Here is a 24,466-nt window from a genome sequence, read left to right as displayed (position 1 = left end):
TTTGTCGGTGGCGGCGCTTAGTGTGACAACGTGACCATCGCTCCTCCTCGCTCCCGTCAAGAGCTCCCACCCGCTGAGACCGTCGGCTGGGTCCGCCGGCTGTCCGCCGCGGCTTGGGAGCACCGCGCCATCGTCGTGCTGTCGCTGCTCGCCGCCGTGTTCAGCGTCGGCGTGCAGGCGGCGAGCCCGCTGCTGGTGCGCACGGCGGTGGACGACGCCGTGGCGGGGCAGACCGGTGCGCTGCCCGGGATCGCCGTCTTCCTGGTGTCGTTGCAACTGGTCGCGTTCGCCACCGCCTTCCTGCGCCGCTACTTCGGCGGGAAGCTCGCCCTCGACGTCCAGCACGACCTGCGGCAGAAGGTCTTCAACGCGGTCTCGCGCCTCGACGGCGGCAAGCAGGACGCGCTGCGCACCGGCCAGGTCGTCTCGCGCGCGATTTCGGACCTGCAGCTGGTCGTCGGAATCCTCATGCAGATCCCGCTGTCGTTCGGCTCGGTGATCTTCGCGGTGCTGTCGTTCGCCGCGATGCTGTGGATGTCGCCGGTGCTGACGCTGATCGCGCTGGTCGTCACGCCCGCGGTCGGCGTCGTCATCGCCCGCAGCCGCAAGCGCCTCTTCCCGGCGACGTGGTCGGCGCAGCAGCGCGCGGCGGACGTCGCGCAGCAGGTCGAGGAGACCGTCACCGGCGTGCGCGTCGTGAAGGGCTTCGGCCAGGAGACACGGGAGGTCTCGAAGCTCGAAGGAACCGCGCGCAAGCTGTTCGCGGAGCGGCTTCGCGCGGCGAAGCTGTCGGCGGTGCCGACGGCGACCACCGCGGCCCTGCCCGCCGCCGGTCAGGTCGCCGTGCTCGGCATCGGCGGCGTCCTCGCGCTGAACGGCTCGATCACCCTCGGCACCTTCCTCGCCTTCGCGACCTACCTCGCGACGCTGATCGGCCCGGCCCGGATGCTGTCCGGCCTGGTCGTGCAGGCCCAGCTGACCCGCGCCGGCGCCGAGCGCGTGTACGAGCTGATCGACGCGCAACCCGAGGTCGTCGACGCCCCCGACGCGCGGCCGCTGCCGCCGGGGCCGCTCGGCGTCGAGCTGGCCGACGTCCGATTCGGCTACACGCGGACCGACCCGGTGCTGGCCGGGCTGTCGGTCACCGCGAACCCGGGCGAGACCCTCGCGCTGGTCGGCACCGCGGGCTCCGGGAAGTCGACGATCTCCCTGCTGCTGCCCCGGTTCTACGACGTGCACGCGGGCTCGGTGCGGGTCGGTGGTCTCGACGTCCGGGACGTCCCGCTGCGGCAGCTGCGGCAGGCGATCGGCGTGGTGTTCGAGGAGGCATTCCTGTTCTCCTCGTCGATCCGGGACAACATCGCCTACGGCCGTCCGGACGCGAGCGAGGAGGAGATCGTCGCGGCCGCGCGCGCGGCCGAGGCGGACGAGTTCATCCGCGCCTTGCCCGACGGCTACGACACGCTGGTCGGCGAGCGCGGGCTGACGCTGTCGGGCGGGCAGCGGCAGCGGCTCGGGCTGGCCCGGGCGCTCATCACCGACCCGCGGATCCTGATCCTCGACGACGCGACGTCGGCCATCGACACCGTCACCGAAGCGGCGATCCACGAAACCCTGCGCTCGGTCACCGCGAGCCGCACGACACTGCTGATCGCGCACCGGCGCTCGACGCTGGCGCTGGCCGACCGGATCGCGGTCCTGGACGAGGGCCGCGTCGTCGACGTCGGCACCGAAGCCGAGCTGACGGCGCGCTGCCCGCTGTTCCGCGAGCTGGTCGCGGGCCCGGGCGACGACGTCGAGGAGAAGCACCGCTGCGAAGGCCTCGACCGCGGCCCGGCGGGGATCACGCGGGCGCTGTGGCCGCGGGACGAGAGCCGCGACGAGGTCGACGACCTGGCCGACGCGGCGCGGCAGCGCAGCGGCAACCCGAACAGCAGCGGGTTCGTCGGCGGGGGCGGGGGCGGCGGCCTCGACGTGCCGCCGACGCCGGAGCTGATCGAAGGCGTGCGCAAGCTCCCGCCCGCCGCGGACGAGCCGCGGATGTCCGATGTGGACGTCACCGCGCCCGACCCCGGCTTCCGGCTGGGCCGGCTGCTGCGGCCCGTCCGCTGGCCCCTGGCGCTGGTCATCGGGCTGGTGGCGGCGGACGCGCTGGCGTCGATCGCGCTGCCGGGGCTCTACCAGTTCGGCGTCGACCACGGCGTCCGCGCGGGCGTGGAGTCGATGATCTGGCTGGCCGCCGGCATCGGCGCCCTGGTGATCGCGGCCGACTGGGCGGTGGTGTTCGCCCAGACGCGCCTGACGTCGCGGGTCGGCGAGACGGTGCTGTACGCGCTGCGCGTCCGCAGCTACGCGCACCTGCAGCGGCTCGGGCTCGACTACTACGAGCGGGAGCTGTCCGGGAAGATCATGACCCGGATGACGACGGACGTCGACGCGCTCTCGACGTTCCTGCAGACCGGGCTCGCGACGGCGGTGGTCAGCGCGCTGACGCTGGCCGGGATCACGGCGGCGCTGCTGGTCACCGACGCCGGGCTGGCGATGTTCGCGCTGGCGATGGTGCCGGTCCTGGCGGTGGCCACGGTGATCTTCCGGCGGGCGGCGTCGAAGGCGTACAACGAGGCCCGCGAGCGGGTCAGCGTCGTCAACGCGGACATGCAGGAGAACGTCAGCGGGCTGCGCGTCGCCCAGGCGTTCACGCGCGAAGACCGTTCCGCGGAGGCGTTCGCTTCGCGCAGCGACGACTACCGGCGCTCGCGGCTGCGGGCCCAACGGTACGTCGCGACGTACTTCCCGCTGGTGGCGCTGCTGTCCGACCTGGCGACGACGACCGTGCTGGTCGCGGGCGCCGACCGCGTCTCGGCCGGGACGCTGTCGGCCGGCGTGCTGCTCGCGTTCCTGCTGTACCTGCAGCAGTTCTTCTCGCCGATCCAGCAGCTGTCGTCGGTGTTCGACGGCTACCAGCAGGCCCGCGTCGGCCTGAACCGGATCGGCGACCTGCTGCGGACGCCGACGTCGGTGCCGGCGGCGGAGAACGCCGTCGCGGTGCCGCCGCGGCTGCGCGGCGAGGTCTCGTTCAAGGAGGTCGACTTCTCCTACACCGGCGCCGAGACCCCGGCGCTGGAGCAGTTCTCGCTGGACGTCGCGGCCGGGGAGACGATCGCGCTGGTCGGTGCGACCGGCGCGGGCAAGTCGACGGCGGTGAAACTGGTGGCGCGCTACTACGACGTCACCGGCGGCGAGGTCCGGATCGACGGCACGGACGTCCGCGAGTACCAGCTCGACGGCCTGCGGCGCCGGATGGGCGTGGTGCCGCAGGAGGCGCACCTGTTCTCGGGCACGGTGGCGGACAACGTCCGCTACGGCCGGCCGGCGGCGACCGACGCCGAGGTGGAGGCGGCGGTCCGCGCGGTGGGCGCGTTCGACGGCGTCGCGGCCCTGCCGGCGGGCTTCCTGCAACCGGTGGGCGAACGCGGCCGGTCGCTGTCGGCGGGGCAGCGCCAGCTGGTGGCCCTGGCGCGGGCGGAGCTGGTGGACCCGGACGTCCTGCTGCTCGACGAGGCGACGGCGGCCCTGGACCCCTCGACGGAGGCGGCGGTCCTGCGCGCGACGGAGACGGTGTCCCGCCGCCGCACGACGTTCGTGGTGGCCCACCGCCTGGCCACGGCGGCCCGTGCGGACCGCATCGTGGTCCTGGACCACGGCCGCATCGCGGAAACCGGAACCCACGAGGAACTCCTGGCGGCCGACGGCCTCTACGCCCGCCTCTGGTCCCTCGGCTGAACGCCGAAAGTCCGTGGCCGGGCGGCCGGGGCGCTGGGAGCATGGCAGGCATGTTCGAAGAGAAGCGGGTCCCCGACCGGCAGGTGCGAGCTGCGCAGACCGAGACGACGGTCCGCGTCTACCAGGCGTGCTCACCGGCCGTCGCCGACGCCGCGCTCGAGAAGCAGACCTTCGGGGAGCCGGACCGCACCGTCTGGCTCGACCTGTCCTTCCGTCTGGCCGCCTACCACAGCGGCAACGGGAGCAAGCCCGGCCACGAGCGCGTCCTGGCCGTCGACCTCGAGCGCGAGGGCTTCGAGTGGGCCCTCTCGCATGAGGGTCCGGTGCTCATCCAGTGGGACGCCGAGCGAGATCTCGACCACACGCCGCTGAACTTCGAAGCGATCCGCATCGGCCTCACCGGCGAAGCGGTCGGCCACTACGTCGATGAATGGATCCAGTCGATCACCGACGTCACCCCGGTGGTGCGCGACATCTCCGGCCTCCTGGCCACCGACCAGCTGCACAAGGCGGTGAAGCTCGTCCCCCACGAGCCGCCGTACGAGCTGTCAGCCGAGGTGAAGAAGGCCATCGAGGCCACCGTCTAAGGCAGCGCCCGCCACTTCAGGGAGCCCAGCCCCGCCGCCTCGACGTCCGGCCGCGAAGCCCACCGGACCGTCCCCGGGCGCACGTGCACCCCGGCTCCGACCAGCCAGTCCGGCTCGTCGGGCTCGACCCACTCCATCTCCTCGAAGTCGGCCAGCGTCGGCCAGACCGCCTGGCACGAGTCGCACCGCAGCACGACCGTGCCGGACTCCGTCACCAGCGGCCGCACCAGGCCCTGGTCCCAGAACGAAGGACATTCGACCAGCCACATCCCTCCAGTGGAACCCGCCATGGTGAACGTCCCCACACCGGAGGACCAACCCCGGCGAAAGAGCCCGCGAACCCTGTACCGGGTACAGCGCTTAAGGTTCCCTTAGCACATCTTGATCGAGTCAGTGACCGATCCCCTAGTGCGCCACGCCTCACACAGGCCGGTTCCATCACATCGCGGTCACCGAGGGGGTTAGCCTGGTAGGCGCATCAGCGGATTCATGATCGAGATCGAGACGGATAGAGGCGAGCCCCAGCCGTGTCCAGCAGCAGCCCTGCGTCACAATTCGGCCCCAACGAGTGGCTGGTCGAGGAGATGTACGACCAGTTCCTCGCCGACCCTTCCTCAGTCGATGCCGCCTGGCACGACTTCTTCGCGGACTTCAAGCCGACGCAGAACGCGCAGGCCAAGGCGGACAACGCCCGGCAGCAGGCCGAAGCCAAGCCGGCCACCAACGGCCAGGCTTCGCAGCCGTCGCCCAAGGCCGTGCAGAACGCCGAGTCGGCGGCCAAGCAGGCGGCCACCAAGCCGGCCCCGGCGAAGGCGGCCCCCGCGAAGACCGAGCCGAAGGCCGCGCCGAAGCCGGCCGCAGCCAAGGCGGAGCCGAAGGCCGACGCGAAGAAGGACGAGCCGGAGTCGAAGCAGCTGCGCGGCGCCGCGGCCGCCATCGCGAAGAACATGGACGCCTCGCTGAGCGTCCCCACCGCGACCAGCGTGCGCGCGGTCCCGGCCAAGCTGATGGCCGACAACCGCATCGTCATCAACAACCACCTCAAGCGCACCCGCGGTGGCAAGATCTCCTTCACGCACCTCATCGGCTACGCCATGGTGCGGGCGCTGAAGAACTACCCGAACATGAACCGGCACTACCAGGTCATCGACGGGAAGCCGTTCGCGATCACGCCGGAGCACGTCAACTTCGGGCTCGCGATCGACATGAAGGGCAAGGACGGCTCGCGCAACCTCGTCGTGGCCTCGGTCAAGAACACCGAGGACATGTCGTTCCTGCAGTTCTGGCAGGCCTACGAGGACGTCGTCAAGAAGGCCCGCAACAACAAGCTGACCGCGGACGACTTCGCCGGCACCACGATCTCGCTGACCAACCCGGGCGGCATCGGCACCAACCACTCGGTGCCGCGCCTGCAGGCCGGCCAGGGCGCCATCATCGGCGTCGGCGCCATGCAGTACCCGGCGTCGTTCGAGGGCACCAGCGAAAAGACGCTGGTCGACCTGGCCATCAGCAAGATCATGACGCTGACCTCGACCTACGACCACCGCATCATCCAGGGCGCGGAGTCCGGCGAGTTCCTCAAGCGCATCCACCAGCTGCTGCTCGGCGAAGACGGCTTCTACGACGACGTCTTCACGAGCCTGCGCCTGCCGTACGAGCCGATCCGCTGGGTCGCCGACATCCCCGAGGGCCCGGTCGACAAGACCGCCCGCGTGATCGAGCTGATCGACGCGTTCCGGATGCGCGGTCACCTGATGGCCGACACCGACCCGCTGAACTACCGCCAGCGCAGCCACGCCGACCTGGACGTCCTGTCCCACGGCCTGACGCTCTGGGACCTCGACCGCGAGTTCCCGGTCGGCGGCTTCGCCGGCCAGGAGCGGATGAAGCTGCGCGACATCCTGGGCGTGCTGCGCAACTCGTACTGCCGCACGGTGGGCATCGAGTACACGCACATCCTCGACCCCGAGGAGCGCCGCTGGATCCAGGAGCGCGTCGAGATCCCGCACGAGAAGCCGGACCCCGCGGTCCAGAAGTACGTGCTCTCGAAGCTGAACGCCGCCGAGGCGTTCGAGACGTTCCTGCAGACCAAGTACGTCGGCCAGAAGCGCTTCTCGCTCGAAGGCGGCGAGACGGCGATCCCGCTGCTCGACACGCTGCTGGACAAGGCCGCCGAGCACGAGCTCGACGAGGTCGTCATCGGCATGCCGCACCGCGGCCGGCTGAACGTGCTGGCCAACATCGTCGGCAAGCCGATCAGCCAGATCTTCCAGGAGTTCGAGGGCAACCTCGACCCGGGCCAGGCGCACGGCTCCGGTGACGTGAAGTACCACCTCGGCGCGGAGGGCAAGTACTTCCGCATGTTCGGCGACGGCGAGACGAAGGTCTCGCTGACGGCGAACCCGTCGCACCTGGAGACCGTGGACCCGGTGCTCGAGGGCATCGTCCGCGCGAAGCAGGACCTCCTGGACAAGGGCGGCGAAGGCTACACCGTGCTGCCGGTCCTGATGCACGGCGACGCGGCCTTCGCGGGCCAGGGCGTCGTCGCCGAGACGCTGAACCTGTCACTGCTGCGCGGGTACCGCACCGGCGGCACCGTGCACGTCATCGTCAACAACCAGGTCGGCTTCACGACCGCGCCGGAGCACTCGCGCTCGTCGCAGTACGCCACCGACGTCGCGAAGATGATCGGCTCGCCGATCTTCCACGTGAACGGTGACGACCCGGAGGCGGCGCACTGGGTGGCCAAGCTGGCCGTCGAGTACCGGCAGGCGTTCCACAAGGACGTCGTCATCGACCTGATCTGCTACCGCCGCCGCGGCCACAACGAGGGCGACGACCCCTCGATGACGCAGCCGGCGATGTACGACATCATCGACACGAAGCGTTCGGTGCGGAAGACCTACACGGAGTCGCTGATCGGCCGCGGGGACATCTCCGTCGAAGAGGCCGAAGCCGCGCTGCGCGACTTCTCGAGCCAGCTGGAGCACGTCTTCAACGAGGTCCGGGAGCTGGAGAAGCACCCGGCGAAGGCGAGCCCCTCGGTCGAGGAGGAGCAGCAGGTCCCGGCCAAGGTCGCGACGGCGATCACCAAGGAGACGCTGGAGCACATCGGCGACGCGTTCGTGAACGTGCCCGAGGGCTTCACGCCGCACCCGCGCGTCAAGCCGGTCATGGAGCGCCGCCACAAGATGTCCCGCGAGGGCGACATCGACTGGGCGTTCGGCGAGCTGCTCGCGTTCGGGTCGCTGGCGATGGAGAGCCGGCTCGTCCGGCTGTCCGGCCAGGACTCCCGCCGCGGCACGTTCACCCAGCGGCACTCGGTGTTCATCGACCGCAAGACCGGCCAGGAGTACTCGCCGCTGCAGAACCTGGCCGAGGGCCAGGGCCGCGTGATGATCTACGACTCGGCGCTGTCGGAGTACGCGGCCGTCGGCTTCGAGTACGGCTACTCGGTGGCGAACCCCGAGTCGCTGGTCATGTGGGAAGCGCAGTTCGGTGACTTCGTCAACGGCGCGCAGACCGTCATCGACGAGTACATCTCCTCCGGCGAGGCCAAGTGGGGCCAGCGCTCGGACGTCGTGCTGCTGCTGCCGCACGGCCAGGAGGGCCAGGGCCCGGACCACACGTCGGGCCGCATCGAGCGGTTCCTCTCGCTGTGCGCGGAGGGTTCGATGACCGTGGCGGTGCCGTCCACCCCGGCGAACTACTTCCACCTGCTGCGCCGGCACGCCCTCGACGGCATCCAGCGCCCGCTGATCGTCTTCACGCCGAAGTCGATGCTGCGCAACAAGGCCGCGACCTCCTCGACCGAGGACTTCACCGGCCAGAGCCGGTTCATGTCGGTCATCGACGACGTGACGCCGGACCCGGCGAAGATCCGCAAGGTGCTGCTGACCTCCGGGAAGCTGTACTGGGAGCTGGTGGCGGAGCGGACGAAGCGCGAGGCGGACGACGTCGCGATCGTGCGGATCGAGCAGTACTACCCGCTGCCGAAGAAGAAGCTGCTGGCGGCGCTGGAGCGCTACACGAACGCTTCGCAGGTCGTGTGGGTCCAGGAGGAGCCGGAGAACCAGGGCGCGTGGCCGTTCTTCGGCCTGAACCTGCCCCGCAAGTTCCCGGAGCTCTTCTCGAACCTGGAAGTCGTCTCCCGCCGCCCGATGGCGGCGCCGTCGGCGGGTTCGTCGAAGGTGCACGAGGTGGAGCAGAAGGCGCTGATCTCGAAGGCGTTCGACTGATCGCTTGACCACGACGAAGGCCTCTTCCCGCCGAGCCGGGAGGAGGTCTTCGTCGTCTGCGAGGTGCTACGCCGAAAACCGGCTTTCGCCCGCGACCGGTTCGAGGCAAGGTGGCGGACATGCTGATCCGCCGCGAGACGCCCGCCGACCGGACCACCGTGTACGCGATCCACAGCGAGGCCTTCCGGCGCGAACCCGGCGTCACCCCGGTCGAAGCACCCCTGGTCGACGAGCTGCGCGCGGACGGCGACCTGCTCGACGCGCTGTCGCTGGTGGCCGTCCGCGACGGTGAGCTCGCCGGGCACGTGTGCTGCAGCCGGGCCCGCATCGGCGACGACACGACGTCGGCCGTCGGGCTGGGGCCGCTCGGCGTGCTGCCCGGGCACCAGGCCGTCGGCGTCGGGTCGGCGCTGGTGCACGCGGCGCTCGGCGCGGCGGACGCGCTCGGGTACGGCGTGGTCGTCCTGCTCGGCGACCCGGCGTACTACGCGCGGTTCGGCTTCGTCACGGCGTCGACGCTCTCGATCGCGGCGCCGGATCCGGCCTGGGGCAAGCACTTCCAGGCCCGCACGCTCACCGGCTACAAACCCACGCAGGCGGGCGCGTTCGAGTACGCGCCGGCGTTCTCCCGGATCTGAGGAGTTGCATGTACGTACCGAGCTCGTCCGTCGGCGTCCGGATCAACCGCGAGCAGCCGCCGGCCAAGCTGGTCGAGCTGGCCCGCCAGGCGGAGGCCGCCGGTCTCGACGAGGTCTGGCTGGTCGAGGACTGTTTCTGGGCGGCGGGCATCGCCACGGTGGCGACGGCGCTGGCGGTGACGTCGACGATCAAGGTGGGCATCGGCGTCCTGCCGGCGGTGGCCCGCAACCCGGCGATCGCGGCGATGGAGCTGGCGGCGCTGGCGGAGCTGCACCCGGGCCGGCTGATCGGCGGGCTGGGCCACGGGGTGGCGTCGTGGATGCGCCAGATCGGCGCGTACCCGGCCTCGCCGCTGGCGGCGCTGGAGGAGACGCTGGTCGCGGTCCGCCGTCTGCTGGCGGGAGACCGAGTGTCGGTGCGGGGCCGGCACGTCGACCTGGACGAGGTCGAGCTGGTGTTCCCGCCTGCGGTCGTGCCGCCGGTGCTGGCGGGAGTGCGCCGCCCGAAGTCCCTGGCCGTGGCGGGATCGTCGGCGGACGGGACGATCCTCGCCGAGCCCGCGCCGCCGGAGTTCGTGCGAACGGCGCTGACGGGGATCGCCGCCGGGCGGTCGGCCGAAGGTGCCCCACCGCGCCACACCCTGGTGACGTACAACTGGCTCGCGTTGGGTGACCCCGATCGAGCGCGGGTGACGATCGCGGAGTCGCTGACCCCCGGCGCGCGCGTGCAGGTCGAGGGGCTGCCGTTCGCTTCGGAGCTGCTGGAGCTGGTGGACTCGGCGTCCACTGTGGACGAGCTGGCGGCCGGGCTGGATCCTTCGTGGCTGTCGCGGTTGGCCGTGTGCGGCGATGTGGACGAGTGCGTGGCCGCGGTTCGCGCGTTGCACGAGGCCGGCAGCGGCTCGGTGGTGCTGCTGCCGCTGCCGGAGGAGCCACCGGAGCGGGGCATCGAGGACGCCGGCCTGGTCGCGGCGGCCTTACGTCGTTAGGCGGCCTCGAGGACGAAGAACAGGAAGCCCAGGAAGGCCCCCGATGGGAATCCCGCGAGTTCGTCGGGGAACAGGTCCCGGGCCTCCGGCGCGAACGGCGGTTCGCTGACGACGGCGGTGCGGAAGCCGGCCGCGGTGAAGGCGTCGGTCATCGCGTGCAGCGGCCGGTGCCAGTAGGTCAGGACGGTCTCCCGGCCGTCGAAGGTGTACTCCTCGGACCACCGGACGGTCGCGAAATAGTCACCTTCGGGATGGATGAGCTTGTAGAGGAACGGGTGGTTGACGGCCGCGATCAGCCGGCCGCCGGGCGTGAGCACGCGCCGCAGCTCGCCGAGCGGCGCGGTCCAGTCCTCGAGGTAGTGCAGGACGAGGGCCGCGACGACGTCGTCGAAGGCGCCGTCGGGGTAAGGCAGGGGTTCGCCCAGGTCGGCGACGCGGAGGTCGGCATCGGGTCCGAGACGCCGACGGGCCAGCTCGACCATCTTGGCGCTGGCGTCGAAGCCGGACACGGCGGCGCCCCGCTCCCGCAGTGCGGCGGCGAGGGGCCCGGAGCCACAGCCGGCGTCGAGGACCCGCCGCCCGGCGACGTTCCCGGCCAGGTCCAGGACGGCGGGCAGCGTGTAATAGGCGTTCTGCAGACTGGTCTCGTTCTCGGCGGCATACGCCTCGGCGAAGGTGTCGTAGTCAGTGGCCACGCACCCCATCGTGGCAGCGCGCCGGGAGCGGAAAACAAGTTCGTCCACTCCGCCCCGCGTGTCAGGATCGGGGCATGCCGGTCGACCCGCACCTCCTCCTGGCCTTCGTCCTCACCACCATCGTCGCGATGGTCACCCCGGGCCCGGACATGCTCTTCATCCTCGGCTGCGGCATGCGCGGCGGCCCGAAAGCCGGGTTGCTCGCCACCGCCGGGGTCGCCACCAGTGAAGCCATCCACGTCGCCGTCGCCGCCGCCGGCCTCGCCGCTCTCTTCGCCGCCGTTCCCGTCGCCTTCACCGTCGTCCGGATCACCGGGGCCGCTTATCTCATCTACCTCGGCGTGCAAGCCATCCGGAACCGGAAGCCGCTCGTCGAGCGGAAGAGCGACCGCGCCTACCTCAGCGGCCTGCTGACCAACCTGCTCAACCCGAAGATGGTCACCTTCACCATCGCCTTCCTCCCGCAGTTCATCGACCCCGCGCGAGGGCACGTGGCCCTGCAGTTCGCGGTCCTCGGCGCCATCATGATCGTGTTCGAGTTCCTCGTCGACGGCGCCGTCGGGGTGCTCGCCGGCCGCGTCGGCGGGTGGGTGCGCCGGAAGAAGAACCAGCGGCGCATCGAGGTCGCCACCGGGGGCATCTTCATCGGGCTCGGCGTCAAGCTCGCCCTGGACTAGGACTTCAGGTTGTTGCGCGCCAGGAAGTCCTCGGCGATGTCCAGCGGGTTGCGCTTCTTCTCGGTGAACTCGACGTTCAGCTCGGTCAGCTGCTCGGTCGTCAGCGCCGCCGAGACGCGGTTCAGCGCGGCCACTTCGGACGGGGACAGCGTTCCGCGCGCCACCAGGGGGACGATGTTCTGCGCCGGGAACATGTTCTTGTCGTCGACCAGCGGCACGAACCCGTTCGCCGCGATCGTCGACGACGTGCTGAACAGGTCCGCCACCTGGACGTCGCCCGACTTCAGCGCCGCCACCGTCACCGGCCCGCCCGTGTCGGTCGTGCGGATCTCCTTGAACTCGCAGCCGTACAGCTTCTTGATCTGGTCCTTCCAGCGGCTGCTCCACTGGCCCGGCCCGCCGAACACCAGCTCGCCGCAGCGCTTCCCCAGGTCGGAGAACGTCTTGACGCCCGAGGCCGCCAGCTGCGCCCCGACGACCAAGAGGTCCTTGTCCTCGGCCGGCGCCTGGTCCAGGACCTCGAATCCGGCCGGGATCTTCTGCTTCAGCTGCGCGTAGACGTCCTGGGACGTCGTCGCGGACGTCTCCTTGTCGAAGTAGCGCAACAGGTTCCCGCTGTAGTCCGGCACCACCGACAGCGACTTGTCCTGCAGCGCCTTGACGACGACCTCGCGGCTGCCGACCGGCGGCCGCACCGTCACGTTCGTGGCGCCGGCGTTGCGAAGCGCGCCGGCGTAGATCTGGGCCAGCAGCAGGCTTTCCCCGACGTCGGACGCGCCGATGATGATGTCACCGGACGCGCCGCCCTCGCCGCCGCCCGCCAGCGGGTTGCCGCACCCGGCGGCCAGGACCAGAGCAAGCACCACGACCAGCCGTTTCACGCCGTCACCTTCTTCACGGCCGCCGCGAGCCGGACGCCCCGCGGCACCAAAGCCCGGTTCAGCAACGAAAAGAGCAGATCCAGGACGATGGCGAGCAACGTCGTCAGCAACGCGCCCGCGATCACCTCGGAATAGTCCAAAATGGCCAGTCCGTCGAGCAGGAACCGGCCCAGGCCACCGAGTCCGACGTACGCGGCCACCGCGGCCGTCGCCACGAGCTGGAGCACGGCGTTGCGGATGCCGCCGAGCACGAGCGGCAGCGAGATCGGGACCTCGACCTTCCAGAGCCGCTGCCAGCCGGTCATCCCGACGCCCTCGGCGGCGTCGACCACGCCGTGGTCGGTCGCCTGCAGCCCGGCGTACGTGCCGGCCAGGATCGGCGGCACGGCCAGCACGACGAGCCCGATGATCGTCGACGTGACGCTTTCGGTGAAGAGCAGGAACAGGAACGTCACGAGCCCCAGCGTCGGCAGCGCGCGGATCGCGTTGCCCGCGCTCACCAACGCGACACCGCCGCGTCCGGTGTGCCCGACGAACAGTCCCAGCGGGACAGCGATGACCAACGCGATCACCAAGGACAGCAAGACGTAGCCCAGGTGTTCCAGCAGCCGCTGCGGGACGCCGTCCGGGCCCGACCAGTGCGCCGGGTCGCCGAACCAGTGGAAGAGGTCGGTGATCATGCGACAGCCACCCTTTCCCACAGCGTCAGCAGGTTCCGGATCCCCACCAGGACCAGGTCGACGACCAGCGCGAGCAGGAGCGTCAGCACGATGCCGACGACGATCGGCGAGAAGTACTCACGCTGGAAGCCGTCGGTGAACAGGACACCGAGGCCGCCGGTGCCGATCAGCGCACCGACGCTGACCAGGCTGATGTTGCTCACCGACGCCACCCGCACGCCGGCCGCGAGGACCGGCACGGACAGCGGAAGCTCGACGGCGAAGAACTTGCGCACCGGCTTGTACCCGACGGCGGTGGCGGCGGCGATCACCGACGGCGCCACCGCGTCGAGCGCGTCGAGGACCGGGCGGACCAGCAGCGCCGTGGTGTAGATCGTCAGCGCGACGACGACGTTGACGCTGTCGAGGATCTTCGACCCGATCAGGCCGGGGATGACGACGAACAGCGCCAGCGACGGGATCGTGTAGAGCAGGTTGGCCAGCACCATCAGCACCTGCCGGGCGGGCCGCCAGCGGTGGCCGAGCCAGCCCGCCGCGATCGCGAGGACGATGCCCAGGACCAGCGGGAGCAGGGCCAGGTAGATGTGGTCGCCCAGGTCACCGAGGATTTCGACGCGCGTGTTCGCGCTGCTCAGGTACTGCCCGAGCTCGTCGAAGAAGCTCATGACGCCTGGGGCGTCGCCTCGATCACGTCCAATACCTGTCTCGCGACGACGCCACCAAGCACACGGTGGTCTTCGTCGACGACCACGCCGAGACTGGCGGGCGAGGACAGCGCGGCGTCGAGCGCGCCGCGGATCGGCGTCCCGTGGACCCACAGGGAACCACCGGCGACGAGGTCGTCTTCGGACAGTGCGCCGTCCACTGTGGAGTTCGGGCGCAGCCAGCCGCGGGGTTGCTTGTCGGTGTTGACACCCAGCCGCCAGCCGTCGCTCGCGGCGACCGGGGAGCCGATCTCGACCAGCTCGATCTCCTTGACCTCGACGCCCTCGGCGGAGAGGAAGGACAGGCCGCGGTAGCCGCGGTCGCGGCCGACGAACGACGCGACGAAGTCGTCCACCGGGTGGCGCAGGACGTCGGCGGGGGTGCCGTACTGGGCGAGCTTGCCGCCGACGCGCATCACCGCGACCTTGTCGCCGAGCCGGACGGCCTCGTCGATGTCGTGGGTGACGAACACGATGGTCTTGCCCAGCTGCGACTGCAGCCGCAGCAGCTCGTTCTGCAGGTCCTCGCGCACGATCGGGTCGACCGCGGAGAACGGCTCGTCCATCAGCAGCACCGGCGAGTCCGCGGCGAGCGCGCGGGCGACGCCGACGCGCTGCTGCTGGCCACCCGAGAGCTGGGCCGGGTACCGCTTGCCGACCTCGACCGGCAGGCCGATGGTCTCGAGCAGCTCGGCCGCCCGCTTGCGCGCCTTCGCCTTGTCCCAGCCGGACAGCAGGGGCACGGTGGCGATGTTGTCCAGGACCGTCCTATGTGGAAAGAGCCCGGCGTGCTGGATGACGTAGCCGATGCCGCGGCGCAGTAGCGCCGGGTCGCCCTCGGCGACGTCCTTGCCGTCGAGCAGCACCTGGCCGCCGGTGGGCTCGATCATCCGGTTGATCATCCGCAGCGACGTCGTCTTGCCGCAGCCGGACGGGCCGACGAACACGGTGATCGTGCCGTCCTCGACCGTCAGGTTCAGCTTGTCGACGGCGACCGTCCCATCGGGATACTGCTTGGTCACGTCGCGGAATTCGATGGTCACTTGCCCACTCCCCATGTCCGGTGCAATCGACCGTAGCCGAGTTGGCGACGGTTGGCACGGTGTTCCGGCAGGTGGTGACTGAGGCTTGTTCTGGTCAGGCCGCCGCTTCCCGCGCGCGGGCCGACTGGTCGGCGCAGCTGTCATGCGGCGGCCGACGGCTTAACAAGCCTCACTACGCTCAGAGCCTGTGAAGGCACTCGACGATGTCCTCGCCGCGCACGGCGTCGGCGTCCGCCCGCTGCACCGCGTCATCGACCTCCTGCGCACCGGCGACCACGACCTCGGCGAGCTGGTGCGGCTGAGCACGGCGCCCCGGCGCAGCGTCGAGGACGTCCTCGCGGCCCTGGGCGACGACCTCGACCGCAGCGGCGACCGGCTGCGGCTCTCCCCCGGCGTCGCGGCGTCGTACCTGCAGTACAGCACCCCGCGCTACGCCGACCCGCTCGACGAAGCCGTCGCGACCCACGAGCTGCTGCCGAAGGTCGCCGAGTGGGTCGCGGAGGTCCCGCCGCCGCTGGCCGCGCTCGACCACGTGCAGGCCACGCCGGAGACGGTGCTGCGCCGCGCGTTGTGGCTGGACGCGCGGTACGACCTCGCGTCGGCGCGGCTGCTGTTCCTCGGCGACCACGACCTGACGTCGCTGGCGGTGCGCGCGGTCTGCCCGGCGGCGTCGCTGACCGTCGTCGACCTCGACGAGCGCGTGCTGGCCTACCTCGACGAGCGCGGCGGGCGCGAGATCGCCACCGCCCACGCGGACCTGCGCGTCGGCCTGCCGCCGGCCTTCAACGGCGGCTTCGACCTGGTGTTCAGCGACCCGCCGTACACGCCCGAGGGCATGGGCCTGTTCGCGGCGCGCGGCGTCCAGGCGCTGCGGGAGCCGTCCGAGGGACGGCTGCTGTTCGCGTACGGCTACAGCCCGCGCCACCCCGCGCTGGGCGCGCAGGTGCAGCGTTCGCTGGCCACGCTCGGGCTGACGTTCGAGGCGATCCTGCCGGACTTCAACCGCTACTTCGGGGCGCAGGCGATCGGCAGCGCGGCGGACCTGTACGTCTGCCAGCCGACGGCGAAGGCCAAGAAGATGCGTGGCGCCAAGGGGAAGTCCGCGATCTACACCCACGGGCCGCAGTCGGTGGAGGCGTCCGGGACGAAGCCGGCACTGCTGGAGAAGCTGAAGGAGATCGCCGTCTCGGGCGGGCTTTCGCCGGAGACGCGGCCGGTGGACTGGTCGATCTCCGGGCCCGAGGGCGACGCGGTCGCGATGGACCTCTCGGCCGACCCGGGCCCGTGGCTGCTGCGCGTCCTGCTGGGCACGAACGCCCGGCGCCTGGCGCTGCTGGTGCCGAACGCGCACCCGGACCTGGCGGACGAACGGTCCCAGACGGCGCTTTCGGAGCTGATCCGCGGGAAATACGCGCTGCGGTACCTGCGCAGCACGCCGGACAACCGGCACGCGGTGGTGGTCGCGGACGCCGTCGAAAACCAGGAAGAGGTGCTCACGCGCGCGCACGCCCGGCTGGCGAACGTCTCGCTCGACGTCCCCGGCGACCTGACGGACCTGCGCCTGGTCGACGTCCCCCGCCACCGCCTCACCGAACTGCTCTGAACACGCCGAAGGGCGGCACTTTCCGTGAAAGTGCCGCCCTTCGGACCAACGTCAGGCCGTGACGCCGTCCGCTTCCGCGGCCTTCGCCACCGCGGCCGCGACCTCGGGGGCGACGCGCGGGTCGAGCGGCGAGGGGACGATGCGGTCCGGGCCCAGGTCATCCATCGCCACCGACACGATCGCCTCGGCGGCCGCCAGCTTCATGCCCTCGGTGATCGCCCGCGCGCCGGAGTCCAGCGCGCCGCGGAACACGCCCGGGAACGCCAGCACGTTGTTGATCTGGTTGGGGAAGTCGCTGCGCCCGGTGGCCACGATCGACGCGTAGCGCGCCGCCACCTCGGGGTGCACCTCCGGGTCCGGGTTGGACAGTGCGAACACGATGCCACCGCCCGCCATCCGGCCGAGCAGCGTCTCGTCGATCGTCGCGCCGGACAGGCCGAGGAAGACGTCGGCACCTTCGAGCGCCTCGGCGAGGCCGCCCTTCAGGCCGGCCTTGTTCGTCGTCGCGGCCAGGCGTTCCTTGACCGGGTTCAGGCCGTCGCGGCCCTCGTGGATGATGCCGCGCGAGTCGAGGACGGTGACGTCGCCGATGCCGGCCTCCTGCAGGATCCGCGCGCACGCGACACCCGCGGCGCCGGCGCCGGAGACGACCACGCGCTGGTCGGCGATCGCCCGGTCGAGGACCAGGTTGGCGCCGCGCAGCGCGGCCAGCGTGACGATCGCCGTGCCGTGCTGGTCGTCGTGCATGACCGGGCAGTCCAGCGCCTGCTTGAGCTTGTCCTCCAGCTCGAAGCACCGCGGCGCGGAGACGTCCTCCAGGTTGACGGCCCCGTAGGACGGCCGCAGCCGCACCATCGTTTCGACGATTTCGTCGACGTCGGTGGTGTCGAGCACCAGCGGGATCGAGTCGAGCCCGCCGAAGGTCTTGAACAGGACCGACTTGCCCTCCATGACCGGCAGTGACGCGCTGGCGCCGATGTCGCCGAGGCCCAGCACCGCCGTCCCGTCGCTCACCACGACGACGAGCCGGTCCGCCCACGTGTACCGCTTGGCCTTGGCCGCGTCCTCGGCGATCGCGCGGCTCACCTTCGCCACACCCGGGGTGTACGCGATCGAAAGGTCACGCGGGCTGGCAATCGGGCGGGTGGCCGCCACCGAGAGCTTGCCGCCCTCGTGCCCGGTGAAGATCTCTTCGTCGGTGACCGGCGCTCCGGCGCCGGTGGGGTCGCTCATGGGGATTCCTGTCGTCGTTTCCGTCATTCCCCCAGTGGGAATGACGGAACTCGCGGATCGGACTTGGGTCACTGGAATTTCTCCTGGGCATGCGAGACGGGACCACGGCTACAGGGGAAACCGTGGTTGTTCCCGGCACGGCAGCCCAGCGCGGTAGCGCCGGCCTGTCGGCGAGGCGTCACGTCGGCCATCGGTGCCGTGGGTCTGGCGATGGCCGCGGACGCGGCGGTCCAGTCAGTGTGACAGGTCCGGTCCGGAAGGTGACCCCTCGGTGCGGCTGATGTCACATCGGACCCCTATTCCGGCAATTGCCAAGACGTCCGTTCGGTTTTTTAAGCGCCCGATATGGTGACGCCATGGAATTCCGCCGGCTGAGCGTCCCGGACGCCTTCGAGTTCTCCCCCCGGGCGTTCCCCGACGAGCGAGGCCTGTTCGTCGCCCCCTTCCAGGAGGGCGTCCTGCGCGAGGCGACCGGGCACCCCCTGCGGCTGGCCCAGGCGAACCACAGCGTGTCCCGGCGCGGCGCGATCCGCGGCATCCACTTCGCCGACACGCCCCCCGGCCAGGCGAAGTACATCTACTGCGCACGCGGCTCGCTGCTGGACGTCGTCGTGGACCTCCGCGTCGGCTCGCCGAGCTTCGGCACGTGGGACGCCGTCCGGCTCGACTCCGAGCGGTTCAACTCGGCGTACCTCGCCGAAGGTCTCGGACACGGCTTCATCGCCCTCGAAGACGACACGGTGATGGCCTACCTGTGTTCCGAGCCGTACAACCCCACGGGCGAGCACGGCATCACCCCGCTCGACCCGGCACTGGGCCTGCCCTGGCCGGCGGACATCGAGCCGATCCTGTCCGAGAAGGACCGCACGGCGCCGACGCTGGCCGAAGCCCAGGAGCAGGGCCTGCTGCCGTCCTACCAGGACTGCGTCGCCTACTACGACAAGCTGCGCTCGGCGCACTGACTCAGCGCACGACCGGGTCCGCGTGACCCCTTGCGCAGTTAATATGCGCGCATATAGTCTGCCCGCATGGCACCTTACGAGTACGAGCACAGCGAGACCTCGACCGCCCCCGCCGCCGCGATCTGGCCGCTCTGGGCCGACACCGCCCGCTGGCCCGAGTGGGACGCCGGCGTGCGCTCGGTGGCCATCGACGGCCCGTTCACCGCCGGGACCAGCGGCACCATGACGATGGACGGGATGCCGCCGATCCCGTTCACACTGACCGAGGTCACCGAGGGCCGGAGCTTCACCGACGAGACTCGCCTGCCCGACGCCCACCTGCGGTTCGAGCACGTCCTGACCGACGTCGACGGCGGCACGCGCATCACTTATCGCGTCACGATCGACGGGCCCGAGGGCTTCGGTGAGCAGGTCACGTCGGACACTCCGGAGGCGATGCAAGCGCTTGCGCGCCTCGCTGAGGCTGAGACATCCGGGGCTTCGCCCCAGGCCGGGGGCTCCGCCACCCGGAACCCCCGAAGGGCAGGATCACGAGTATGACCGCCCCGGAGTCCAGCCTGCCCGGCCCCGACCGCAGCCCCGGCTTCCTGCTGTGGCGCGTGACGCTGGCCTGGCAGCGGGCGATGCGGGCCGCGCTGGCCCCGCACGACCTCACGCACGTCCAGTTCGTGCTGCTGACCACGACGTGGTGGCTCACCCGCTCGGGCGAGCCACCCACGCAGCGACAGCTGGCCGAGCAGGCCGGCACGGACACGATGATGACCAGCCAGGTCGTCCGCAAGCTCGCCGAACGTGGCCTGCTCGCCCGCGCCGACGACCCGGCCGACGCGCGCGCGAAGCGCCTCGAAATCACCCAGGCCGGCCTGGACCTGGTCGCAAAGGCCCTGAAGGACGTCGAAGCCGCCGACGCGTCCTTCTTCGAAGCCGCCGACGACGGGTTCGTCGACTCGCTGGCGAAGCTCAGCCCCTGAGGTCTTCGGCGAGGACGCGCTCGATGTTGCGCTCGGCCAGCGCCGTGATCGTCACGAACGGGTTGACGCCGGTGCTGCCCGGGATGAGCGAGCCGTCGGTGACGTACAGGTTCCGGTAGCCCTTCACGCGGCCGTAGTCGTCCGTCGCCTCGCCGAGCACCAGCCCGCCCAGCGGGTGGTAGGTGAAGCGGTTCTCGAAGGCACGGGTGTCGCCGAACAGGTCGTAGCGGTAGATCGTCCTGTTCGCCCGGTTGACCTTGTCGAACAGCGCCTTCGCGGCGTCGATCGACGGCTGCCCCTGCGACGCCGTCCAGTGCAGCTTCGCCGAGTCGCTCGCGGCGTCGTAGGTGAAGTGGCCGCGTTCGGGGTTCTTCGTGATCGCCAGGTAGAGGCTGACCCAGGTCTCGAGGCCGGCGGGCACCGGCGCGATCTCGGCGAACGCCGGGTGCACCGGGTCCGCCCAGTTGTCGATGCCGAGCGCGGGCATGCCGGACTGCAGGCTGCCGGTGGTGTCCCAGACGTGGTTGGCGCGGCCGCACATGACGTTGCCGTTGGTGCCCCAGCCCCGTCCGACGGCTTCGCCCAGGCCGGGGAGGCGTCCGGTGTCGCGGGCGCGCACCAGCAGCTCCGTCGAGCCGACACTGCCCGCGCCGAGGAACAGGTACCGGGTGTTCACGTGCCGCGTGCCCAGGACGGTGCCGTGTTCGTCGATCTCGCGGACGACGAGCGTGTACGTCCCGTCGGGCTGATGGAGGATCTCGCGGACCTCGCGCAGCGTCTCGATGGTCACCTTGCCGGTGCCGAGCGCGGCGGCCAGGTAGGACTTGTCGAGCGAGCGCTTCCCGTGGTTGTTGCCGTAGATGACCTCGGACGCGTCCGCCGAGCGCGGGACCTCGCCCGCCTCCTCCCGCCGCAGGTAGTCCATGTCGTACACGCTGGGCACGAACACCGTGCCGAACCCGGCCCGGCCCGCGGCCTTCCGCGAGACGCGGGCGTACTGGTAGGACCGGCACGTCTCGAACCAGCCGGGGTCGACGACGTTGACGCCCAGCGCCGCGTTCGCCCGCGGGAAGTACTTGCCGTACATCTCGGCGGCGTCGACGCGCGGGAGGATCTCCTCGAAGTAGGACCGCTTCGGCGTCACGGCCATCGCGCCGTTGACCAGGGACCCGCCGCCGACGCCGCGGCCGAGGTACACCGCCATGTCGCCGAAGTTCACCCGGTCGAGCACGCCGGCGTAGCGCCCGATGTCGCGGTTGGCCAGGTCGAGCCAGAGGAACGACGCGAGCGGCGCCTCGGTCCGGTCCTTGAACCACATCGCGCGCTCGTCCGGGTTCAGCATCGGGCAGAAGACCTTGCCGTCGGCACCGGGCGTGGTCCACAGCTTGCCCATCTCGAGCATCAGCGTCGGGATCCCGGCCTCGCCGAGCCGCAGGGCCGTGACGGCGGCGCCGTAGCCGGTGCCGACGACCACCGCCGGCGCGTACTCCGGGAGCGGCGACGCGGCGGCGGGCCGCGTCGAGACCGTGGTCAGCCCGAGGGCGGCGGCGGAGTTCAGGGCGGCGAGGCCGAGGAACCGGCGGCGGGAGAACGCAGACATGGTCCCGAGCATGCCCGAGGTCAGTAAACGGCGTTAACTAAATGAAACGTGTTTCACTCGATCGAGGGAAATCTCGGGTGTCCCCTGGGGGCGATCCCGGATGTCCGGTCCGCGCGGGACGAGCAGGCTCACGGCCATGAAACTTCTCGCACTGGGGGCGGCCGCGGTCGCCGTCGCCGCACTGGCGGTCATGCCAGGGGCGGCGTCCGCCGACGAGCTGCCGACGTTCGACTTCACGGACTGCCCGGCACCGCCCGCGAACGCCGACCCGGGCACGTGGCGTTGCGAAGCCTTTGTCTCGCAAGGGAAACTGACGATCGACGGCAAGGAGATCCCGCTCGGGGAGATGCGGCTGACCTTCAGCGAAGGCCGGGTGAACGGCCAGTACGCGCAGGTCTTCGGCTCGCTGCGACACGCTCCCGTGAGCGTTCCCGGCCTGGCCGGCACGACGATCCAGCTGCGCTACGGCGGTCACTCCGACTTCCAGAGCAACGACGAGCGCCGCGGCGAGCTCGACGTCTACGCCGTGCTGCGGCACCCGTTGCTGCGCGAGGACTGCGGCATCGGCTCGGCGTCCGCGCCCCTGCACACCGTCGTCCACGACGACCCGGCCGTGCCGCCGCGGCTGATCTCGGACAACCCGAAGACCGCGTTCTTCGGCGTCGTCGACTCGGACCTCGCCCTCCCGGCGACCCACGGCTGCGGCCCGCTCGGCAAGCTCGTCGACCGGCGCCTGGGCCTGCCGTCGCCGTCCGGCGAGAACGCGTTCTACCAAACCACGTACGTGCAGTACAAGCCGCTTTAACGCCTCTTGGGCGTCACCCAGATCGTGATCGTCCCGGTGACCACCGGCTTGCCCCGCGAGTCCGAAATGGTCACCGGGACGTCGATCTCCGCACCTTCGTCGCCGAACTCCGGCAGCGCGGGCAGCGACGCGATCGCGCGCAGGCCCGTCTCGGCTTTCGCGACGTACTGGACGTTCATGCCCTTCGGCAGCCAGCGGTGCGTCGCCGGGACCGTCGCCTCGGCGAGCATGCCCATCGCGATCTCGGCGAGGTTGCAGGCGGCGATCGCGTGGAACGTGTGGATGTGGTTGTAAACACCCCACCACTTCGGCGCGGTGACCTCGCAGTGGCCCGGCCGCAGCTCGCGCACCGAGGGCAGCACCGTGCGGAAGTACGGCACGCGCAGGCACATCGCGGCGCTGAACAGCTGTTTCCCGCCCGGCTTCGCGGCCAGCTTGTGCCACAGCGCGAACGTCGGCGTGTCGGACATCGGGGTCTCCTCCAGCTAAGCTACTGCTCAGTAGCCAAGCAGACGACCGGCCGCCACGCAAACCGCCGGATATATTCGCCCGTGTGGCGAACCGTCTCTTCCTCCTCCGGCACGGCCAGACCGAATGGTCGGTGAACGGGCGGCACACCGGCCGCACCGACATCCCGCTGACGCCGGCCGGGGAAGGTCAGGCGCTGGCCGCGGGCGGCACGCTCCGGAGCCTCGTCGGCGGGCCGTCGCTCGTGCTGTCGAGCCCGCGGACCCGGGCGCTGCGGACCGCCGCGCTGGCCGGCCTGCGCGTCGACGAAGTGACCGAGGACCTGTCCGAATGGGACTACGGCGAGTACGAGGGCATCACCACGCCGGAGATCCGCAAGACCGTGCCGGGCTGGACCGTGTGGACCCACCCGATCCCCGGCGGCGAAAGCGCTGCGGAGGTCTCCGACCGCGCGGACCGCGTGCTGGCGCGCGCCCGGAAAGACATCGAAGCCGGCGACGTGATCCTGGTCGGCCACGGCCACTTCAGCCGCGTGCTGGTGGCCCGCTGGATCGGCCTGCCCGCCACCGCGGGCGTCCACTTCGGACTCGACGCGGCCGGCATCGCGGTGCTCGGCGACGAGCGCGGCGAACCCCAGATCGAACACCTCAACCTGCCGCCCGCCCTGGAGGACTGACGTGCCCGACGACCGCATCCGCCGGATCCGGCCCGACGACGTCGAGGCCGCCGTCGGCTTGGCGTACGCGCTGGCCGACTACGAGCGTGCCCCGGACGAGTGCCACCTGACGGCTCCGCAGCTGCACGAGGCACTGTTCGGCGACGCGCCGAAGCTGTTCGGGCACGTGGCCGAAGTGGACGGCGAGATCGCCGGCTTCGCGGTGTGGTTCCTCAACTACTCGACCTGGCGCGGCGTGCACGGGATCTACCTGGAGGACCTGTTCGTCCTGCCGTCCCACCGCGGGTCCGGCCTGGGCAAGGCCCTGCTGGCGGCGCTGGCCGCGGAGTGCGTCGCGAACGGCTACGCGCGGCTCGAGTGGTCCGTCCTGGACTGGAACCCGGCGACGGAGTTCTACAAGGCCCTCGGCGCGGTCCCGATGGACGAATGGACGGTCAACCGCCTCACCGACGAACCCCTGAAGGCGCTGGCCGCCCAGGCCTGACCAGCCGTCGTGAGTGAGAAACTGGGTTAGAACACTGTTTCTCACTCACGACCACCACGTGCTCAATCCTCTTCGTGGCCTTCGCGCTCGGCGCGGCGGCCGGCCAGCCCGCCGCGTTCGGCGGCTTCCGTCTCCGTCTCGCCTTCGCGCAGGCCCAACGCCCAGGCCCGGGACGGGGCGCGGAACAGCAGCACCAGCGTCGCGATGCCGAACAACGCGATCGGCACGCCCCACGCCGGCTCGCCCGACGGGCCGAGCAGGTACCAGCCCAGGCCGACCACGATCAGCGCGATCACCACCCCCGGCGAACGCGCCCACGTCTGCCCCAGGACCAGCCCGCCCGACGCGGCCAGGAACGCCAGCGCCACCACGATGAACGTCCCCGACTCGACGTAGACGTTGTTGCCCGGCTGCGCGGGCGAGCCCAGGCCGTTCACCAGCACCACCACCCCGAACACCAGCAGGGCGAGCGACGGCACCGCGGTGACCACGCCGGCCAGCCGGACCTCACGGGGAGCGGGCGAGAGCTTCACTGCGACAGCCTTCCGGAGGTCTTTTTCGCGGGAGCACAGTGGACTCGACCAGGGCGGGTCACCGTGCGTGAGCTGATTCGATCGTATGCCACCCGGTCGGCCGTTTTCGCGGGACCGCCCGGGCGCTGAGAATTCAGGTGTCGTCGATGAGCGGGCGGTCGGCCCGGGTGCACTTGTCACGACGAGCGGACACTCGTCACACGAAGGAGGGCCGCC

23 protein-coding genes are annotated in these 24,466 nt (G+C 70.9%); 13 read left to right on the top strand and 10 right to left on the bottom strand.

The genetic code is table 11. From position 1 onward, the window contains the following. Window positions 1-30: 30 nt before the first annotated feature. A complete protein-coding gene (locus AA23TX_RS03505; RefSeq protein ID WP_155541142.1) occupies window positions 31-3,783 on the top strand; it encodes an ABC transporter ATP-binding protein in 3,753 nt (1,250 codons plus the stop codon). A 50-nt stretch (window positions 3,784-3,833) separates the two neighbouring features. Beyond that, window positions 3,834-4,370: a DUF4291 family protein gene (locus tag AA23TX_RS03500; RefSeq protein ID WP_155541141.1), complete on the top strand. Its 537-nt coding sequence runs from the start codon at window positions 3,834-3,836 to the stop codon at window positions 4,368-4,370. Here AA23TX_RS03500 and AA23TX_RS03495 read toward each other — a convergent pair. After that, window positions 4,367-4,639: a hypothetical protein gene (locus AA23TX_RS03495; protein WP_086856909.1), complete on the bottom strand. Its 273-nt coding sequence runs from the start codon at window positions 4,637-4,639 to the stop codon at window positions 4,367-4,369. The two genes, AA23TX_RS03500 and AA23TX_RS03495, sit on opposite strands and share 4 nt — an antisense overlap. Before the next feature lie 258 nt (window positions 4,640-4,897). On the opposite strand from AA23TX_RS03495, the gene AA23TX_RS03490 reads away from it, so the two are divergent. The 3 genes from AA23TX_RS03490 (at window position 4,898) to AA23TX_RS03480 (ending at window position 10,235) form a co-directional block, all read left to right on the top strand. Continuing rightward, a complete protein-coding gene (locus AA23TX_RS03490) occupies window positions 4,898-8,608 on the top strand; it encodes a multifunctional oxoglutarate decarboxylase/oxoglutarate dehydrogenase thiamine pyrophosphate-binding subunit/dihydrolipoyllysine-residue succinyltransferase subunit (protein WP_155541140.1) in 3,711 nt (1,236 codons plus the stop codon). A 119-nt stretch (window positions 8,609-8,727) separates the two neighbouring features. Then, window positions 8,728-9,246, top strand: a complete 519-nt coding sequence (locus tag AA23TX_RS03485) for a GNAT family N-acetyltransferase (RefSeq protein ID WP_155541139.1) — start codon at window positions 8,728-8,730, stop codon at window positions 9,244-9,246. An 8-nt stretch (window positions 9,247-9,254) separates the two neighbouring features. Next, window positions 9,255-10,235, top strand: a complete 981-nt coding sequence (locus tag AA23TX_RS03480) for an LLM class flavin-dependent oxidoreductase (RefSeq protein ID WP_155541138.1) — start codon at window positions 9,255-9,257, stop codon at window positions 10,233-10,235. Here the strand turns inward: AA23TX_RS03480 and AA23TX_RS03475 are convergent. Continuing rightward, a complete protein-coding gene (locus AA23TX_RS03475; protein WP_155541137.1) occupies window positions 10,232-10,939 on the bottom strand; it encodes a class I SAM-dependent methyltransferase in 708 nt (235 codons plus the stop codon). The two genes, AA23TX_RS03480 and AA23TX_RS03475, sit on opposite strands and share 4 nt — an antisense overlap. Window positions 10,940-11,004: 65 nt before the next feature. On the opposite strand from AA23TX_RS03475, the gene AA23TX_RS03470 reads away from it, so the two are divergent. Beyond that, on the top strand, window positions 11,005-11,607 hold the full coding sequence (locus AA23TX_RS03470; RefSeq protein WP_155541136.1) for a LysE family translocator: 603 nt from the start codon (window positions 11,005-11,007) through the stop codon (window positions 11,605-11,607). Here AA23TX_RS03470 and AA23TX_RS03465 read toward each other — a convergent pair. From AA23TX_RS03465 to AA23TX_RS03450, 4 genes are read right to left on the bottom strand one after another with little or no spacing between them, the layout of a single operon-like run. After that, window positions 11,604-12,488 (bottom strand): ABC transporter substrate-binding protein, encoded by an 885-nt coding sequence (locus tag AA23TX_RS03465; protein ID WP_155541135.1) that lies wholly within the window; start codon window positions 12,486-12,488, stop codon window positions 11,604-11,606. The genes AA23TX_RS03470 and AA23TX_RS03465 overlap by 4 nt on opposite strands. Further along, window positions 12,485-13,168 (bottom strand): ABC transporter permease, encoded by a 684-nt coding sequence (locus AA23TX_RS03460; RefSeq protein ID WP_155541134.1) that lies wholly within the window; start codon window positions 13,166-13,168, stop codon window positions 12,485-12,487. The genes AA23TX_RS03465 and AA23TX_RS03460 overlap by 4 nt, the downstream gene beginning before the upstream one ends. Continuing rightward, complete coding sequence (locus AA23TX_RS03455; RefSeq protein WP_155541133.1) at window positions 13,165-13,833, bottom strand: ABC transporter permease; 669 nt, start codon at window positions 13,831-13,833, stop codon at window positions 13,165-13,167. The genes AA23TX_RS03460 and AA23TX_RS03455 overlap by 4 nt, the downstream gene beginning before the upstream one ends. Beyond that, window positions 13,830-14,915 carry an ABC transporter ATP-binding protein gene (locus AA23TX_RS03450; protein WP_155541132.1) on the bottom strand — a complete coding sequence of 362 codons (1,086 nt, stop codon included), beginning with the start codon at window positions 14,913-14,915 and terminating at the stop codon, window positions 13,830-13,832. Before AA23TX_RS03450 ends, AA23TX_RS03455 begins: the two co-directional genes overlap by 4 nt. A gap of 187 nt (window positions 14,916-15,102) precedes the next feature. On the opposite strand from AA23TX_RS03450, the gene AA23TX_RS03445 reads away from it, so the two are divergent. Continuing rightward, complete coding sequence (locus AA23TX_RS03445) at window positions 15,103-16,518, top strand: bis-aminopropyl spermidine synthase family protein (protein ID WP_155541131.1); 1,416 nt, start codon at window positions 15,103-15,105, stop codon at window positions 16,516-16,518. Window positions 16,519-16,569: 51 nt separating this feature from the next. On the opposite strand, the gene AA23TX_RS03440 is transcribed toward AA23TX_RS03445, so the two are convergent. After that, entirely contained in the window at window positions 16,570-17,751 is a 1,182-nt protein-coding gene (locus AA23TX_RS03440; RefSeq protein WP_155541130.1) for an NAD(P)-dependent malic enzyme, read from the bottom strand. 356 nt (window positions 17,752-18,107) lie between these two features. On the opposite strand from AA23TX_RS03440, the gene AA23TX_RS03435 reads away from it, so the two are divergent. From AA23TX_RS03435 to AA23TX_RS03425, 3 genes are all read left to right on the top strand, one after another. Then, the gene (locus AA23TX_RS03435) at window positions 18,108-18,713 is read left to right on the top strand and encodes a dTDP-4-dehydrorhamnose 3,5-epimerase family protein (RefSeq protein ID WP_155541129.1); all 606 of its coding nucleotides are present in this window, start codon (window positions 18,108-18,110) and stop codon (window positions 18,711-18,713) included. A gap of 66 nt (window positions 18,714-18,779) precedes the next feature. Further along, window positions 18,780-19,253 (top strand): SRPBCC family protein, encoded by a 474-nt coding sequence (locus AA23TX_RS03430; RefSeq protein WP_230862322.1) that lies wholly within the window; start codon window positions 18,780-18,782, stop codon window positions 19,251-19,253. After that, window positions 19,250-19,684 (top strand): MarR family winged helix-turn-helix transcriptional regulator, encoded by a 435-nt coding sequence (locus AA23TX_RS03425; RefSeq protein ID WP_155541128.1) that lies wholly within the window; start codon window positions 19,250-19,252, stop codon window positions 19,682-19,684. The genes AA23TX_RS03430 and AA23TX_RS03425 overlap by 4 nt, the downstream gene beginning before the upstream one ends. Here AA23TX_RS03425 and AA23TX_RS03420 read toward each other — a convergent pair. Next, a complete protein-coding gene (locus tag AA23TX_RS03420; RefSeq protein ID WP_155541127.1) occupies window positions 19,674-21,284 on the bottom strand; it encodes a GMC oxidoreductase in 1,611 nt (536 codons plus the stop codon). The genes AA23TX_RS03425 and AA23TX_RS03420 overlap by 11 nt on opposite strands. A 136-nt stretch (window positions 21,285-21,420) precedes the next feature. Here AA23TX_RS03420 and AA23TX_RS03415 point away from each other — a divergent pair, with 136 nt between their 5' ends. Beyond that, entirely contained in the window at window positions 21,421-22,089 is a 669-nt protein-coding gene (locus AA23TX_RS03415; protein ID WP_155541126.1) for a hypothetical protein, read from the top strand. Here the strand turns inward: AA23TX_RS03415 and AA23TX_RS03410 are convergent. Continuing rightward, on the bottom strand, window positions 22,086-22,559 hold the full coding sequence (locus AA23TX_RS03410; RefSeq protein ID WP_155541125.1) for a hotdog fold domain-containing protein: 474 nt from the start codon (window positions 22,557-22,559) through the stop codon (window positions 22,086-22,088). The two genes, AA23TX_RS03415 and AA23TX_RS03410, sit on opposite strands and share 4 nt — an antisense overlap. 83 nt (window positions 22,560-22,642) lie before the next feature. Here AA23TX_RS03410 and AA23TX_RS03405 point away from each other — a divergent pair, with 83 nt between their 5' ends. Beyond that, window positions 22,643-23,233 carry an acid phosphatase gene (locus tag AA23TX_RS03405; RefSeq protein ID WP_155541124.1) on the top strand — a complete coding sequence of 197 codons (591 nt, stop codon included), beginning with the start codon at window positions 22,643-22,645 and terminating at the stop codon, window positions 23,231-23,233. Between the two features lies 1 nt (window position 23,234). After that, window positions 23,235-23,717: a GNAT family N-acetyltransferase gene (locus tag AA23TX_RS03400; protein WP_155541123.1), complete on the top strand. Its 483-nt coding sequence runs from the start codon at window positions 23,235-23,237 to the stop codon at window positions 23,715-23,717. A gap of 62 nt (window positions 23,718-23,779) precedes the next feature. On the opposite strand, the gene AA23TX_RS03395 is transcribed toward AA23TX_RS03400, so the two are convergent. Beyond that, window positions 23,780-24,250 carry a hypothetical protein gene (locus tag AA23TX_RS03395; RefSeq protein ID WP_155541122.1) on the bottom strand — a complete coding sequence of 157 codons (471 nt, stop codon included), beginning with the start codon at window positions 24,248-24,250 and terminating at the stop codon, window positions 23,780-23,782. Window positions 24,251-24,466 lie beyond the last annotated feature (216 nt).

It is taken from the genome of Amycolatopsis camponoti (assembly GCF_902497555.1).
Taxonomy (GTDB): Bacteria; Actinomycetota; Actinomycetes; order Mycobacteriales; family Pseudonocardiaceae; genus Amycolatopsis; species Amycolatopsis camponoti.
This window is presented reverse-complemented; position numbering and strand designations above follow the sequence as displayed.